Source organism: Pseudomonas sp. BO3-4 (genome assembly GCF_034044115.1).
GTDB lineage: Bacteria > Pseudomonadota > Gammaproteobacteria > Pseudomonadales > Pseudomonadaceae > Aquipseudomonas > Aquipseudomonas alloputida.
This window is the reverse complement of sequence record NZ_CP139018.1, coordinates 4,464,444-4,478,996: the sequence shown is the minus strand read 5'-3', so window position 1 is coordinate 4,478,996 and position 14,553 is coordinate 4,464,444. Positions and strand designations below refer to the sequence as shown.

Annotated in this window: 11 protein-coding genes and 1 pseudogene; 11 read left to right on the top strand and 1 reads right to left on the bottom strand. The window is 63.5% G+C overall.

Going from position 1 to position 14,553, the window contains the following annotated elements; genetic code table 11:
* Nucleotides 1–47 precede the first annotated feature (47 nt).
* Both leuB and asd read left to right on the top strand, forming a co-directional pair.
* Entirely contained in the window at nt 48–1,130 is a 1,083-nt protein-coding gene (gene leuB, locus REH59_RS20635; RefSeq protein ID WP_003247194.1) for a 3-isopropylmalate dehydrogenase, read from the top strand.
* 63 nt (nt 1,131–1,193) lie between these two features.
* On the top strand, nt 1,194–2,306 hold the full coding sequence (asd, locus tag REH59_RS20630; protein WP_003247195.1) for an aspartate-semialdehyde dehydrogenase: 1,113 nt from the start codon (nt 1,194–1,196) through the stop codon (nt 2,304–2,306).
* Between the two features lie 841 nt (nt 2,307–3,147).
* On the opposite strand, the pseudogene REH59_RS28855 reads toward asd, so the two are convergent.
* Nucleotides 3,148–3,253 (bottom strand): annotated as a pseudogene (locus tag REH59_RS28855) (3-deoxy-7-phosphoheptulonate synthase); the annotation flags it as partial.
* A gap of 456 nt (nt 3,254–3,709) precedes the next feature.
* Here REH59_RS28855 and REH59_RS20625 point away from each other — a divergent pair.
* The 9 genes from REH59_RS20625 to purF all read left to right on the top strand — a co-directional run bounded on the left by REH59_RS20625 (nt 3,710) and on the right by purF (nt 14,547).
* Nucleotides 3,710–4,714: an aspartate-semialdehyde dehydrogenase gene (locus tag REH59_RS20625; protein WP_014754044.1), complete on the top strand. Its 1,005-nt coding sequence runs from the start codon at nt 3,710–3,712 to the stop codon at nt 4,712–4,714.
* A gap of 71 nt (nt 4,715–4,785) precedes the next feature.
* Nucleotides 4,786–7,515 (top strand): FimV/HubP family polar landmark protein, encoded by a 2,730-nt coding sequence (locus tag REH59_RS20620; protein ID WP_014859294.1) that lies wholly within the window; start codon nt 4,786–4,788, stop codon nt 7,513–7,515.
* Nucleotides 7,516–7,652: 137 nt separating this feature from the next.
* Nucleotides 7,653–8,513, top strand: coding sequence for a tRNA pseudouridine(38-40) synthase TruA (gene truA, locus REH59_RS20615; protein ID WP_121783853.1), 861 nt, complete (start codon nt 7,653–7,655; stop codon nt 8,511–8,513).
* 61 nt (nt 8,514–8,574) lie between these two features.
* The gene (locus REH59_RS20610) at nt 8,575–9,195 is read left to right on the top strand and encodes a phosphoribosylanthranilate isomerase (protein ID WP_014859296.1); all 621 of its coding nucleotides are present in this window, start codon (nt 8,575–8,577) and stop codon (nt 9,193–9,195) included.
* 220 nt (nt 9,196–9,415) lie between these two features.
* On the top strand, nt 9,416–10,309 hold the full coding sequence (accD, locus tag REH59_RS20605) for an acetyl-CoA carboxylase, carboxyltransferase subunit beta (protein ID WP_004574892.1): 894 nt from the start codon (nt 9,416–9,418) through the stop codon (nt 10,307–10,309).
* A complete protein-coding gene (folC, locus tag REH59_RS20600) occupies nt 10,309–11,616 on the top strand; it encodes a bifunctional tetrahydrofolate synthase/dihydrofolate synthase (protein WP_003247203.1) in 1,308 nt (435 codons plus the stop codon). Before accD ends, folC begins: the two co-directional genes overlap by 1 nt.
* Nucleotides 11,600–12,244 (top strand): SPOR domain-containing protein, encoded by a 645-nt coding sequence (locus REH59_RS20595; RefSeq protein ID WP_003247204.1) that lies wholly within the window; start codon nt 11,600–11,602, stop codon nt 12,242–12,244. The genes folC and REH59_RS20595 overlap by 17 nt, the downstream gene beginning before the upstream one ends.
* Before the next feature lie 197 nt (nt 12,245–12,441).
* Nucleotides 12,442–12,999, top strand: a complete 558-nt coding sequence (locus REH59_RS20590; protein ID WP_003247206.1) for a CvpA family protein — start codon at nt 12,442–12,444, stop codon at nt 12,997–12,999.
* Nucleotides 13,000–13,041: 42 nt separating this feature from the next.
* Nucleotides 13,042–14,547, top strand: coding sequence for an amidophosphoribosyltransferase (gene purF / locus REH59_RS20585; RefSeq protein ID WP_003247207.1), 1,506 nt, complete (start codon nt 13,042–13,044; stop codon nt 14,545–14,547).
* The last annotated feature ends 6 nt before the right edge of the window (nt 14,548–14,553 follow it).

Genomic DNA, 14,553 nt, shown 5'->3' with positions numbered 1-14,553 from the left:
TCGGTGGGGCCCGCTTGGCCACGCCGCGTGAATGGATAGAGGAAAGCATGAGCAAGCAGATTCTGATTCTCCCAGGTGACGGTATCGGCCCGGAAATCATGGCCGAGGCAGTCAAGGTACTGGAGCTGGCCAACGACAAGTTCCAGCTCGGCTTCAGCCTGGCGCACGACGTGATTGGCGGTGCCGCCATCGACAAGCACGGTGTGCCGCTGGCCGACGAAACCCTGGAGCGTGCGCGCAAGGCCGATGCGGTGCTGCTGGGGGCTGTGGGCGGGCCGAAGTGGGACAAGATCGAGCGAGACATTCGCCCGGAGCGCGGCCTGCTGAAGATCCGTTCGCAACTGGGCCTGTTCGCCAACCTGCGCCCAGCCATCCTTTACCCGCAACTGGCCGATGCCTCGTCGCTGAAGCCGGAAATCGTATCGGGCCTGGACATCCTCATCGTCCGTGAGCTGACCGGCGGCATCTACTTCGGTGCCCCGCGTGGTCAGCGCGAGCTGGAAGGCGGCGAACGCCAGGCCTACGACACCCTGCCGTACAGCGAAAGCGAAGTGCGCCGCATTGCCCGTGTCGGTTTCGACATGGCCCGTGTGCGCGGCAAGAAGCTGTGCTCGGTGGACAAGGCCAACGTTCTGGCCTCCAGCCAGCTGTGGCGTGAAGTGGTCGAAGACGTGGCCAAGGACTACCCGGACGTGGAACTGAGCCACATGTACGTCGACAACGCTGCCATGCAGCTGGTGCGTGCACCCAAACAGTTCGACGTGATGGTGACCGACAACATGTTCGGTGACATTCTGTCGGATGAAGCTTCCATGTTGACCGGTTCCATCGGCATGCTGCCTTCGGCGTCTCTGGATGCCGACAACAAAGGCATGTACGAGCCTTGCCACGGCTCGGCACCGGACATCGCCGGCCTTGGCATCGCCAACCCACTGGCGACCATCCTGTCGGTGTCGATGATGTTGCGTTACAGCTTCAATCAGTCGGCTGCCGCCGAGGCGATCGAGAAGGCCGTGAGCCTGGTTCTGGACCAGGGGCTGCGTACCGGCGACATCTTCTCGGAAGGCTGCCGCAAAGTTGGTACGCAGGAAATGGGCGACGCAGTAGTCGCAGCGCTGCGGAATCTGTAATCTCTCTGGCCCGCCCCCCAAAATTCCCGGTGGCGGCCCACTTTTAGCAAAGGTGTAGTTGCGATGAAACGTGTAGGTCTGATCGGTTGGCGCGGTATGGTCGGTTCCGTGCTCATGCAGCGGATGCTGGAGGAGCAGGATTTCGACCTTATCGAGCCGGTGTTCTTCACTACCTCCAATGTTGGTGGCCAGGGTCCGAACGTGGGCAAGGATACAGCGCCCCTCAAGGACGCTTATTCGATTGAAGAACTCAAGACCCTCGACGTGATCCTGACCTGCCAGGGCGGCGACTACACCAACGAGGTCTTCCCCAAGCTGCGTGAAGCCGGCTGGCAGGGTTACTGGATCGACGCCGCTTCGTCCCTGCGCATGCAGGATGACGCGGTGATCATCCTTGACCCAGTCAACCGCAAGGTCATCGACCAGCAGCTGGACGCCGGTACCAAGAACTACATCGGTGGCAACTGCACCGTCAGCCTGATGCTGATGGGCCTGGGTGGCCTGTTCGAGGCCGGTCTGGTCGAGTGGATGAGCGCCATGACCTACCAGGCGGCTTCGGGTGCCGGCGCGCAGAACATGCGCGAGCTGATCAAGCAGATGGGTGCTACCCACGCGGCAGTGGCCGATGACCTGGCCAACCCGGCCAGCGCCATCCTCGATATCGACCGCAAGGTTGCCGAGACCATGCGCAGCGAAGCGTTCCCGACCGAGAACTTCGGCGTGCCACTGGCGGGCAGCCTGATCCCGTGGATCGACAAGGAACTGCCGAACGGTCAGAGCCGCGAAGAGTGGAAGGCCCAGGCCGAAACCAACAAGATCCTCGGCCGCTTCAAGAGCCCGATCCCGGTCGACGGCATCTGCGTGCGCATCGGCGCCATGCGTTGCCACAGCCAGGCGCTGACCATCAAGCTGAACAAGGACGTGCCGATCGCCGACATCGAAGGCATGATCAGCCAGCACAACCCTTGGGTGAAGCTGGTGCCGAACCAGCGTGAAATCAGCATGCAGGAGCTGACCCCGACCAAGGTCACCGGCACCCTGAACATCCCGGTTGGTCGCCTGCGCAAGCTGAACATGGGTTCGCAGTACCTGGGCGCGTTCACTGTAGGTGACCAGCTGCTGTGGGGCGCCGCCGAACCGCTGCGCCGCATGTTGCGGATTCTGCTGGAGCGTTGATCGTTCAGGCTTTACCTGAAAAATACCGCACTGGTGACAGTGCGGTATTTTTTTATGCCTGAAGGTATGCATTTGGGTCGCGGGCCTAATCGCCGGATAATTCATGCCGCTGTTTAATGGCGAAATGTCTGCTCTGACAGAGCCGTTGCCGTTGCCGTTGCTTTTGCTTTTGCTTTTGCTTCTAAGTGCGCGGTAGTTCAGGCGACGCAGATTGCGACTTCAGGAGGCCGAGCGCAGGGCTTGCGAAGGGAGGTGACGGGCATGGATGCCCGTCAAGCGCTGGGCCCCAGGATGGGGCCTGCAGCGCGGTCCTCCCGGGAGCAAGCCCGGAGCGAGGGGACCCCGGAGCGCAGCGCAGGGGCCGGATGATGGGAGCCGACGGCTTTGGTTACTTTGGCCACGACCAAAGTAACCCGCCGGAAGGGCGGAAAGGTGAATAGGCGCCAACATCGTGAATGAATGTCTGCTTGATGTGTAAGCGTACAACCCAAAAGCTCAAAAGCTTAAGCGCCGGTTTTGATCGGGCGTACAGTCCGTTTGCGATGGCGACGCCGACTCACCTTTCCGCCCTTACGGCGGGTCCCTTTTTGTCGTGGCAAAAAGGGACCAAAAACCGTCGGCTCCCATCATCCGGCCCCTACGCTGCGCTCCGGGGTCCCCTCGCTCCGGCCTTGCTCCCGGGAGCACGCGCTGCAGGCCCCATCCATGGGGCCTCAGCGCTTGACGGGCATCCATGCCCGTCATCTCCCTCCGCAATGCCTCCACTCGGCCTCCTGAAGTCGCAATCTGCGTCGCCTGGACTACCGCGCGCTTAGAAGCAAGATCAAAAGCGAGAAGCGAATTCGGTGATTGGCCGGCACCGCCGATGCATTCGGTGAGGTTCTGCCCAGTCATCTGGATAAGGATACGTCGGCATGGCTGCCCTCGGCCTGGTGTACCTGGAAGAACGCCGTTGCTCTTGCTCTTGCTTTGGCTTTTGCTTCTAAGCGCGCGGTAGTTCAGGCGACGCAGATTGCGACTTCAGGAGGCCGAGCGCAGGGCTTGCGGAGGGAGGTGACGGGCATGGATGCCCGTCAAGCGCTGGGCCCCAGGATGGGGCCTGCAGCGCGGTCCTCCCGGGAGCAAGCCCGGAGCGAGGGGACCCCGGAGCGTAGCGTAGGGGCCGGATGATGGGAGCCGACGGTTTTGGTTACTTTGGCCACGACCAAAGTAACCCGCCGGAAGGGCGGAAAGGTGACGATGCGCCACCTGCGCGAAGGAATACCTACTCGGTGTGAGTGCGCACATCCAAGAAGCAAGACGCAATCGAGCAACAGCAACAGCAGCGCCGGGTGGGCACAGACAAAACCCTACAATCCGAGTAAAGTGCCGCCCCCGCCGTTTACAGCAAAAGGATCCCTTCCATGACACACCCTTTGGATATCGCCGTCGTCGGCGCCACCGGCAGCGTCGGTGAAGCCTTGGTGCAGATCCTCGAGGAACTGGCATTCCCGGTTGCCACCCTGCACCTGCTGGCCAGCATGGAATCGGCGGGCAGCAGCGTGATGTTCGCTGGCAAGAAACTGAAGGTGCGCGAAGTCGACAGCTTCGACTTCGCCCAGGTCAAGCTGGCCTTCTTCGCCACCGGCGCCGCCGTCAGCCGCAGCTTTGCCGGCAAGGCGCTGCAGGCGGGCTGCACGGTCATCGACCTGTCCGGCGGCCTGGACGACGCCCTGGCCCTGGTGCCGGAAGCCAACGCCGAACGCCTGGCCAGCCTGTCGTTGCCAGCGCGCATTGTCAGCCCATGCTCGGCCGCAGTAGCCCTGGCCGTCGCGCTGGCGCCGCTCAAAGGCCTGCTGGACATCGAGCGGGTGCAAGTGATGGCCGCGTTGGCGGTGTCGGCGCAAGGCCGTGAAGCGGTCAGCGAGCTGGCCCGGCAAACCGCCGAACTGCTCAATGCCCGCCCGCTGGAGCCGCGCTTCTTCGACCGCCAGGTGGCATTCAACCTGCTGGCCCAGGTCGGTGCTGCCGACGAGCAGGGCCATACCGCGCTGGAGCGCCGCCTGGTCAGCGAACTGCGCGTGCTGCTGGGCCTGCCTGACCTGAAGATTTCCGTGAGCTGTGTTCAAGTCCCGGTGTTTTTCGGCGATAGCTTCAGTGTGGCCGTGCAAAGCCGTCGCCCGGTAGACCTGGCAGCGGTCAACCAGGCCCTGGAGGCAGCCGACAGCATCGAGCGGGTGGAAAACGATGATTATCCGACCCCGGTAGGTGACGCAGTGGGCCAAGACGTGGTCTATGTTGGACGTGTACGTCACGGTGTTGATGAAGACCAGCAACTCAACCTCTGGCTAACCACTGACAACGTGCGCAAAGGCGCCGCGCTCAATGCCGTGCAAGTGGCGCAATTGTTGATTAAACACATGCCGTAAAAGATACTGGCGAGCACTTTTGTCCTGCTCCGCATGCAGGTTTCGGGACGATTCATACAAGGGAAGAGGTCATGCTTCGAATTCGCAAACTGGTTCTGGCCATGGCTGCAGCATCCGCGCTGTCGTCTGGCATGGCGAATGCGCTGGGCCTGGGGGAGCTGACCCTGAAGTCGGCACAGAATCAGCCGCTGGACGCCGAGATCGAATTGCTCGACGTGCGCGACCTCAAAGCCGCCGAGGTGGCGCCGAGCCTGGCGCCACCGGAAGAGTTCAGCAAGGCCGGGGTGGCGTTTCCGACCTACCTCGAAGACCTGACCTTCACACCGGTAATCAACCCCAACGGCAAAAGTGTGCTGCGCGTGACGTCCAGTCAGCCGCTGCCAGGTCCGGTGGTCAAGTTCCTGGTGCAGGTGATGTGGCCGCAGGGCCGTCTGCTGCGTGACTATAGTGTGCTGCTCGACCAGGCCAAGGCGCAGGGCGACAAGCCGGCGGCAGGCAGTGTCACACCGGCCATGACCGGTGCCAGCAACTACACCACCCAGCGTCGCGACACCTTGTGGCAGATTGCCGCGCGTAACGCCCAGGGAGGGTCGATCCAGCAGACCATGATCGCGATCCAGGCATTGAACCCGGACGCCTTCATCGGCAACAACATCAACCAGCTGAAGGTTGGCCAGGTACTGCGCCTGCCCGACCAGCAGCAGATCCAGAGCATCGCCCAGGGCGAAGCGAACCGCGAGGTGGCCGAGCAGTATGCGGCCTGGCGTGAAGGCCGTCGCCTGGGGCCGCGTGCCCGCCAGCTGGATGCCACCCGCCGTGGCGCCGCCGAAGCTGCGCCGTCGCGTATCGCCCAGGGCGACAACCTGCGCCTGGTCAGCCCGGGCAAGCAGGCCGGTGCAGGGCAGGCCAAGGCGTTGAATGACGAGCTGGCCATGGCCCAGGAAAGCCTGGACACCAGCCGTCGCGACAACGAAGAACTGAAAAGCCGCATGGCCGACCTGCAGAGCCAGCTGGACAAGCTGCAGCGCCTGATCGAGCTGAAGAACAACCAGTTGGCACGCCTGGAAGGCCAGGGCGCAGCCGCGTCGGCTGCCGCTATCCCGGAGCAGCCCGTGGTCGATCCGGCACCTGCTGCTGCCGATACCGCACCCAAGCCTGTGCCGGACGCCCAGCCAGCATCCGCCAGCCAGCCGAAGGGTACGCTCGATTCGGTCCTGGGCAACCCGTGGCTTTTGGGGGTGATTGCCGGTTCCAGCATCCTGGTGCTGGCACTGCTGCTGTGGCTGCTGGCGCGCAAGCGCAAAGCCCAGCAAGAAGCCGAGAAGCACCTGCGCATGGCGCGGGCGCTGGAAGAAGAGCAGGGCGCAGGTTTCGACAGCGATACCGAGAGCTTCGACGGCGTCGAAGCCCGGGAGCCTGGCGTAACCCTGTCGCCGGCGGTGGTTGCCGCTTCGGCTGCAGCTGCCGTCGCTGCGGAAAAAGTGGCAGAACCGGTCGCTGAGGCAGAACCCGAGCCTGAGCCGCAAGCAGACCCGCACGCCGCGCTGCTGGCGCAAGTTGACCAATGCCTGGCCGAAGGCCGCCTTAATCGTGCTACCGAGCTGTTGGAGCCCGCCGTGGCCGCCGCGCCGGAGCGTGACGACCTGCGCCTGAAGCTGATGGACGTGTACGCCCGTCAGGGTGACCAGAGCGCGTTCGCTGAACAGGAGCGTCAGTTGCCGGCCAGCGAGCAGAACGTTGCTGAAGTCGCCAGCCTGAAAGAGCGTTACCCCGCCATGCTCGGCCTGGCTGCTGCCGGCCTGGGTGCGGCGGCGCTGGCTGCCGAAATGGATGAGCAGTACGTGCAAGAGCTGCTGCACGATGAGCCCGAAGCGCCGGTGGTTGCCGATGTGGTGCCTGACGAGTTGTCTGGGTTCGAGCCGCACGTGGAGGCTGAGCCAGAGGCTGTCGCGCAAGCAGAGCCTGACGCTGAGCTGGACGCCTTCGATGAAGTGCCAACGCTCGATGCAACGGACCTGGCCGAGCAGGATCTGGACAGCGCCTTCGACCTGAGCCTGGGTGAAGACCTGGCCGATCAAGACCCACTGGCCGCGTCCGTGCTGGACGAGCCGATCGCACAGGGGGGCGTACCCGACGAGCTGGTAATCGCTGAGCCTGTGCTGGATGAGCCCGTACAGGAAGAAGCTCAGCCAGAAGAACAGCCCTTTGCCGTGGATGCCGAGCTGCAAGCCGACGCCGACGCTGATTTCGAGGCCATGCTGGCTCAGGCCGAGCCTCAGCCTGCCGTGGACCTGTCTGATTTCGACCTCGACGTCAGTGAGCCGGTTGCCCCGGCTGCCCCGGAGGCGCTGGAGCAAGATCCGCTGGATGTCGCGTCCGAACTGGCTGCCTTCGACAGCGAGCCGGAGTTTGACCCGGTCTCCGAGTTCGACCTGCCATCGGACTTCGACTTGTCCCTGTCGCTGGAAGACGATTCGCCGGCCGCCAAGAGCTTTGCCTCGGAGCTCAATGACGTCAACGCCGAGTTGGACAAGCTGTCGCAGAGCCTCGAAACGCCATCGCTGGAGCCGCACTTCACCAGCGAAGACGCGGTGGCGCAGCCAGAGCCCGAGCCTTTGGACGACCTGGACTTCGACTTCTTCTCCGGCAGTGACGAAGTCGCCACCAAGCTCGACCTGGCCCGTGCCTATATCGACATGGGTGACAGCCAGGGCGCGCGTGACATCCTCGACGAAGTGGTCAAGGATGGCGACGACAGCCAGCGTCAGGAAGCCGAGGACATGCTCTCCCGGCTGGTCTGATGCAAGCAGGTCAGGCCTCTTGGCGGGCTGACCGCGCCCGCGAAGAGGCCCGCACATGCAGTGCGCAACCACCGGCAGCCCTACGAGGCTGCCGTTGTCGTTATAATCCCCGCCATTCCGTACACCCCACAGGTTTCATGCTCTTGGACATCATCGACACCGCTACCGCCGAATCCGCGGCCGAAGGCTACTCTCGCATCGCCCTGGGCGTGGAATACAAAGGCGCGCGCTACCGCGGCTGGCAACGTCAGGCCAGCGGCGTGCCGAGTGTCCAGCAAGCCCTGGAGCAAGCGCTGTCCAAGGTCGCCAACGAGCCGATTTCGGTGGTCTGCGCCGGGCGTACCGACGCCGGCGTTCACGGCTGCGGGCAGGTCGTGCACTTCGATACCCGTGCCGTGCGTGACGAGCGCGCCTGGACCATGGGCACCAACTTCAACCTGCCGCACGACATCAGTGTGGTCTGGTCGCGGCCAATGCCGGCCGACTTTCATGCCCGCTTCAAGGCCTGCGCCCGGCGCTACCGCTACGTCATCTACAACGACCCGATTCGCCCGGCGCACCTGGCCGAAGAGGTGACCTGGAACCACCGTCCGCTGGACGTCGATCGCATGGCCGAGGCGGCGCAGTTCCTGCTGGGTACCCACGACTTCAGCGCCTTCCGTGCCAGCCAGTGTCAGGCTAAGTCACCGATCAAGCACGTCTACCACCTGCGTGTTACCCGCCATGGCCAGATGATCGTGCTGGACGTGCGTGCCACCGCCTTCCTGCACCACATGGTGCGTAACATTGCCGGTGTGCTGATGGCCATCGGCGCCGGCGAGCGTCCGGTTGCCTGGGCGCGCGAGGTGCTGGAAGGGCGCAACCGCCGTGAAGGTGGGGTAACGGCACACCCATACGGGCTTTACCTGGTGCAGGTGGAGTACCCCGAAGCGTTTGCGTTGCCCAAGCGTTACATCGGCCCACACTTTTTGAGTGGTTACGAGGCGTTGGCAGACTGACGAGCGAAAAGCCATTTGCTAACATCCGCCCTTTCGCCGCAACAATCAGGGTCCTTGTTCCATGAGCAATGTTCGCAGCAAGATCTGCGGGATTACCCGCATCGAAGACGCACTGGCCGCTGCCGAAGCGGGGGCCGATGCCATCGGCTTCGTCTTCTATGCCAAGAGCCCGCGGGCGGTGGACGTGCGCCAGGCGCGGGCGATCATTGCCGAGTTGCCGCCGTTCGTGACCACGGTCGGGCTGTTCGTCAATGCCTCGCGCTGTGAGCTGAACGAGATCCTCGAAGTGGTTCCGCTGGACCTGCTACAGTTTCACGGCGATGAAACCCCGCAGGACTGCGAAGGCTACCACCGCCCCTGGATCAAGGCCCTGCGTGTGCGCCCTGGCGATGACCTGGAGGCGGCCTGTCAGCTTTACGCGGGTGCCCGCGGCATTTTGCTGGACACCTATGTGCCAGGCGTACCAGGGGGAACCGGCGAGGCGTTCGATTGGTCATTGGTACCGGCGCGTCTTGGCAAGCCGATCATCCTCGCGGGTGGTCTGTCGGCCGATAACGTTGGCCAGGCCATTGCCCGGGTAAAGCCTTATGCGGTGGATGTCAGTGGCGGCGTCGAACAGGCCAAGGGCATCAAGGATGCGGCGAAGATCGAGGCCTTCATGCGTGCGGTGAAACAGGCTTGATGGCAGATGTGACGGCTGGCTGCGCGCCATCGTCCATAGCTTTCGCAGCCCTGCGGGCCGCATGCCAGCACCTGTGGCGGCAAAAACACATTAGCGGTGGAGTGGCGCGCTGGAAGCCCCGGCGGCCGGTCCACCATCGTTTCATAAAAGATTTTGAGCTCAAGGGCAGGGTAGGGCCGGTGACGCCGTCCCCCGCCTGCCAATACTGGAGAAAGAAAGCATGAGCAACTGGTTAGTCGACAAACTGATCCCTTCGATCATGCGTTCCGAGGTGAAAAAGAGCTCGGTGCCTGAGGGCCTGTGGCACAAGTGCCCGTCCTGCGAGGCCGTGCTGTATCGTCCGGAGCTGGAAAAGACCCTGGATGTCTGCCCCAAGTGCAATCACCACATGCGCATCGGCGCACGTGCGCGCATCGACATCTTCCTTGACGCCGAAGGCCGGGCCGAACTGGGCGCTGACCTGGAACCGGTCGACCGCCTGAAGTTCCGTGATGGCAAGAAGTACAAGGACCGCCTGACCGCTGCGCAGAAGCAGACTGGCGAAAAAGACGCGCTGATCTCCATGAGCGGCACCCTGATGGGCATGCCGATCGTGGTTAGCGCCTTCGAGTTCTCGTTCATGGGCGGCTCCATGGGTGCCATCGTCGGCGAGCGCTTCGTCCGCGCGGCCAACTATGCCCTGGAAAACCGCTGCCCAATGGTTTGCTTCTCCGCTTCGGGGGGGGCGCGCATGCAGGAAGCGCTGATCTCGCTGATGCAGATGGCCAAGACCTCTGCCGTGCTGGCGCGCCTGCGCGAAGAAGGCATCCCGTTCATCTCGGTCCTGACCGACCCGGTGTATGGCGGTGTTTCCGCCAGCCTGGCCATGCTCGGCGACGTCATCGTCGGTGAGCCGAAGGCCCTGATCGGTTTCGCCGGCCCACGCGTGATCGAGCAGACCGTACGCGAGAAGCTGCCTGAAGGCTTCCAGCGCAGTGAGTTCCTGCTGGAGCACGGTGCCATCGACCTGATCATCTCCCGTGGCGAATTGCGTCCGCGTCTGGCCCGCCTGCTGGCGCAGATGACCGGTCAGCAAACGCCGGAAGAAGCGCGTGAGGCGGCTGCCGTCGCGTGATGAAACAACGATCCCTGGGCGAATGGCTCGCCTACCTCGAGCAGTTGCACCCCTCGGCCATCGACATGGGCCTGGAGCGGTCGCAGAAGGTGCTTGCCCGCTTGGCGCTGGGCAAGCTGGCGCCGCGCGTGGTGACAGTAACCGGCACCAACGGCAAGGGTTCGACCTGCGCCTTTGTGGCGTCGTTGCTGCGTGCCCAGGGGCTCAAGGTCGGTGTGTACAGTTCGCCGCACCTGCTACGTTACAACGAGCGGGTGGTGATCGATGGCCAAGAGGCCAGCGATGAGCGCCTGTGCGAAGCCTTCGCCGCCGTCGAGGCGGCGCGGGGCGATATTTCCCTGACCTACTTCGAGATGGGGACGTTGGCCGCGTTCTGGTTGTTCTACCAGTCGCAGCTGGATGCGGTGGTGCTGGAGGTGGGCCTGGGTGGCCGCCTGGATACCGTCAACGTAGTGGATGCCGACTTCGCCCTGGTGACCAGCATCGGTGTCGACCATGTTGATTACCTGGGTGATACCCGCGAGCTGGTGGCCTTCGAGAAGGCTGGCATCTTCCGCCCGGGCAAGCCGGCCCTGTGCGGTGATCTGGATCCGCCCGGGCCGTTGCTGGACAAGGCCGCCGAACTGGCCGCGCCACTGTTCCTGCGTGGTCGGGAATTCGACCTGACCAGCGCCGAAGGCTGCTGGAGCTGGCGTGGTACTGCCGCCGATGGTGCGCAGGTCGAGCTGCGTGACCTGCCTTTGCTAGACCTGCCCATGGAAAACGCCACGCTGGCCTTGCAGGCTTACCTGCTGATGGGGCTGCCGTGGGACGCGGTGCAAGTTCGCCAGGCGTTGCTGGATACCCGTATCACTGGGCGTCTCGACCTCCGTCTGTTGAACTGGCAGGGTAAGCCGGTAGCGTTGCTGCTGGATGTCGGGCATAACCCGCATGCGGCGCAGTACCTGGCCAGGCGGCTGGCGGCCCGGCCGCTCAAGGGGCGCCGCCTCGCGGTGTTTGGCCTGCTCGCCGACAAGGATCTGGAGGGCGTTATCGCGCCGCTTCAGGGCCTCATCGACGACTGGGCGGTGGCGCCGCTGGATACCCCGCGCAGTCGCCCGGCCGCAGAACTGGCCTCGTCCTTGGCGAACCTCGGTGCCACGGTGAAGTCTTATGCCAGCGTCGACGCCGCCCTTGAAGGGCAATGTGCGCAGGCGACGGCGGATGATCAGATCCTGCTGTTCGGTTCGTTTTTCTGTGTCGCCCAGGCGCTGGAATGGCTGGAGCGGCACGCCCAGGAGGGTGGAATAGATGGCTGTGCTGGATAAAGGGATGAAACAGCGCATGGTGGGTGCGCTGGTGCTGGTGGCGCTGGCGGTTATCTTCCTGCCGATGCTGTTTACCCGCGAGGACGAGATGCGCCAGGTGCACGTCGAAGCCCCGCAGGCACCGGCCATGCCCAGCCTACCGGAAGTGAAGGTGGAGCCGGTTGCCGTGCCGGAGCCACAGGTTATTGCGCAGGAGGCGCAGCCCGCGCCGGTGGTGATCGACGAGGCCACTGCGCCGGCGAGTACGCCCAGCCAGCCAATCACCCCGTCGCCGCAGACCCAGGCGCAGGTTCAGCCGCCCAAGCCGCAGGCGCCCGCGCCCAAGGTGGAGGCCAAGGCTGCTGCAACACCAGCGCCTGCCGCGCCATCGAAGATCGACGCCAATGGCCTGCCCGTCAGTTGGTCGATCCAGCTGGCCAGCCTGTCCAACCGCGCCGGTGCCGAAAAGCTGCAGCAAACCCTGCGTAGCCAGGGTTACAACGCCTATATCCGTACGGCGGGGGGCATGAACCGCGTGTACGTGGGGCCGTTGATCGAGCGCGCCGAAGCTGAGCGCGTGCGTGACGCCATCAACCGTCAGAACAGCCTCAAGGGCTTTGTGGTGCGCTTCCAGCCTGAGCGCAGCTGATTCCCCGGGGCGGCCATGCCGCCCATTCGCGGGTGAGCCCGTTCCTGCAGGTACTGCGCCGCTGCAAGGCTCAGCCAGAACCAGTTGGGGGCGGGTTTGCCTGCCAATGGCCCAACACCAATCCAGCTGACATTCCGCTTACTCCCGGCCCGCCGCTCTGGTAAAATGCGCCGCCTCAAACGTCTGCAGGCAGCACCGTGGCATTTACCTTGGTTGATTGGGCGATCATTGCGATCATCGCCGTCTCCACACTGATCAGTCTCAAGCGCGGCTTCGTCAAGGAGGCCTTGTCCTTGCTCATCTGGATCATTGCCGGTGCGGTTGCCTGGATGTTCGGCGGTTCGCTCTCGGTGTATCTTGAGAGCTATATCCAGACGCCATCGATGCGCGTCATCGCTGGCTGCGCCATTCTTTTCGTCGCCACCTTGCTGGTGGGGGCCATGGTCAACTTCCTTGTCGGTGAGCTGATCCGCGTGACCGGGCTGTCCGGCACCGATCGTTTCCTGGGCATGGCCTTCGGTGCTGCGCGCGGGGCCTTGCTGGTAGTGGTGGCCATAGGCCTGATCAGCCTGGGGCCGGTTCAACAAGACACCTGGTGGCAGGAATCACGCCTGATACCACAATTTCTCTTGGTCGCCGACTGGTCGAAAAACCTGATTCTGGGTTTCACCGGCCAATGGACGCCCAGTGGGCTGATCAGCACTCCGGCTGATCTTCCGTTCAAGGAACAGTTGCTCGGGCCGTCCAAGCCCTGAGCGCTATTCACTCAAGTTTCATCAAAGTAGGGGTTGCGTCGCATGTGTGGCATCGTCGGTATCGTCGGTAAGTCGAACGTCAATCAGGCGCTGTATGACGCGCTTACGGTCCTCCAGCACCGCGGCCAGGACGCTGCCGGTATCGTGACCAGCCATGACGGCCGGTTGTTCCTGCGCAAGGATAATGGCCTGGTGCGCGACGTGTTCCAGCAGCGCCACATGCAGCGCCTGGTAGGCAACATCGGCATCGGCCACGTGCGCTACCCCACTGCGGGCAGCTCGACCTCGGCCGAGGCCCAGCCGTTCTACGTCAATTCGCCTTACGGCATCACCCTGGCTCACAACGGCAACCTGACCAACGTCGAGCAGTTGGCCAAGGAGATCTACGAGTCCGACCTGCGCCACGTCAACACCAACTCCGACTCGGAAGTGCTGCTGAACGTGTTCGCCCATGAACTGGCGGTGCGCGGCAAGTTGCAGCCGACCGAAGAAGACGTGTTCGCTGCGGTCTCCCATGTGCACAGCCGCTGCGTTGGCGGTTACGCCGTGGTGGCCATGATCACCGGCTACGGCATCGTCGGTTTCCGCGACCCCCACGGCATTCGCCCGGTGGTGTTCGGTCAGCGTCACACCGACGAAGGTGTGGAATACATGATCGCGTCGGAAAGCGTCGCCCTGGACGTGCTCGGCTTCACCCTGATCCGCGACCTGGCACCGGGCGAAGCGGTGTACATCACCGAAGAAGGCCAGTTGTTCACCAAGCAGTGCGCCGAATCGCCAAAGTTGCAGCCGTGCATCTTCGAGCACGTCTACCTGGCGCGCCCGGACTCGATCATCGATGGGGTCTCGGTGTACAAGGCGCGTCTGCGCATGGGTGAAAAGCTGGCCGACAAGATCATGCGCGAGCGCCCCGATCATGATATCGACGTGGTCATCCCGATCCCGGATACCAGTCGCACTGCCGCGCTGGAACTGGCCAACCGGCTGGGCGTCAAGTTCCGCGAAGGTTTCGTCAAGAACCGTTACATCGGCCGTACCTTCATCATGCCCGGCCAGGCCGCGCGCAAGAAGTCGGTGCGTCAGAAGCTCAACGCCATCGAGCTGGAGTTCCGCGGCAAGAATGTGATGCTGGTGGACGACTCGATCGTGCGCGGCACCACCTGCAAGCAGATCATCCAGATGGCCCGCGAAGCCGGCGCCAAGAATGTCTACTTCTGCTCCGCGGCCCCTGCAGTACGCTACCCCAACGTCTACGGCATCGACATGCCGAGTGTTCACGAACTGATCGCCCACAACCGCACCACCGAACAGGTGGGTGAGTTGATTGGCGCCGATTGGCTGGTCTATCAGGACCTGCCAGACCTGATCGATTCGGTCGGCGGCGGCAAGATCAAGATCGAGCAGTTCGATTGCGCGGTGTTCAACGGCGAATACGTCACTGGCGATATCGACGAAGCCTACCTCGACCGCATCGAGCAGGCCCGTAATGACCTGGCCAAGGTCAAGAACCAGGCCGTCAGCGCGATCATCGACCTTTACAACAACTGATTTTGG

Bases quoted from the DNA above. Each gene is read 5' to 3' on its own strand.
- purF (WP_003247207.1), top strand. From the start codon at position 13,042: ATGTGTGGCATCGTCGGTATCGTCGGTAAGTCGAACGTCAATCAGGCG.
- REH59_RS20625 (WP_014754044.1), top strand. From the start codon at position 3,710: ATGACACACCCTTTGGATATCGCCGTCGTCGGCGCCACCGGCAGCGTC.
- REH59_RS20610 (WP_014859296.1), top strand. From the start codon at position 8,575: ATGAGCAATGTTCGCAGCAAGATCTGCGGGATTACCCGCATCGAAGAC.
- asd (WP_003247195.1), top strand. From the start codon at position 1,194: ATGAAACGTGTAGGTCTGATCGGTTGGCGCGGTATGGTCGGTTCCGTG.
- REH59_RS20595 (WP_003247204.1), top strand. From the start codon at position 11,600: ATGGCTGTGCTGGATAAAGGGATGAAACAGCGCATGGTGGGTGCGCTG.
- leuB (WP_003247194.1), top strand. From the start codon at position 48: ATGAGCAAGCAGATTCTGATTCTCCCAGGTGACGGTATCGGCCCGGAA.
- REH59_RS20620 (WP_014859294.1), top strand. From the start codon at position 4,786: ATGCTTCGAATTCGCAAACTGGTTCTGGCCATGGCTGCAGCATCCGCG.
- folC (WP_003247203.1), top strand. From the start codon at position 10,309: ATGAAACAACGATCCCTGGGCGAATGGCTCGCCTACCTCGAGCAGTTG.
- truA (WP_121783853.1), top strand. From the start codon at position 7,653: ATGCTCTTGGACATCATCGACACCGCTACCGCCGAATCCGCGGCCGAA.
- accD (WP_004574892.1), top strand. From the start codon at position 9,416: ATGAGCAACTGGTTAGTCGACAAACTGATCCCTTCGATCATGCGTTCC.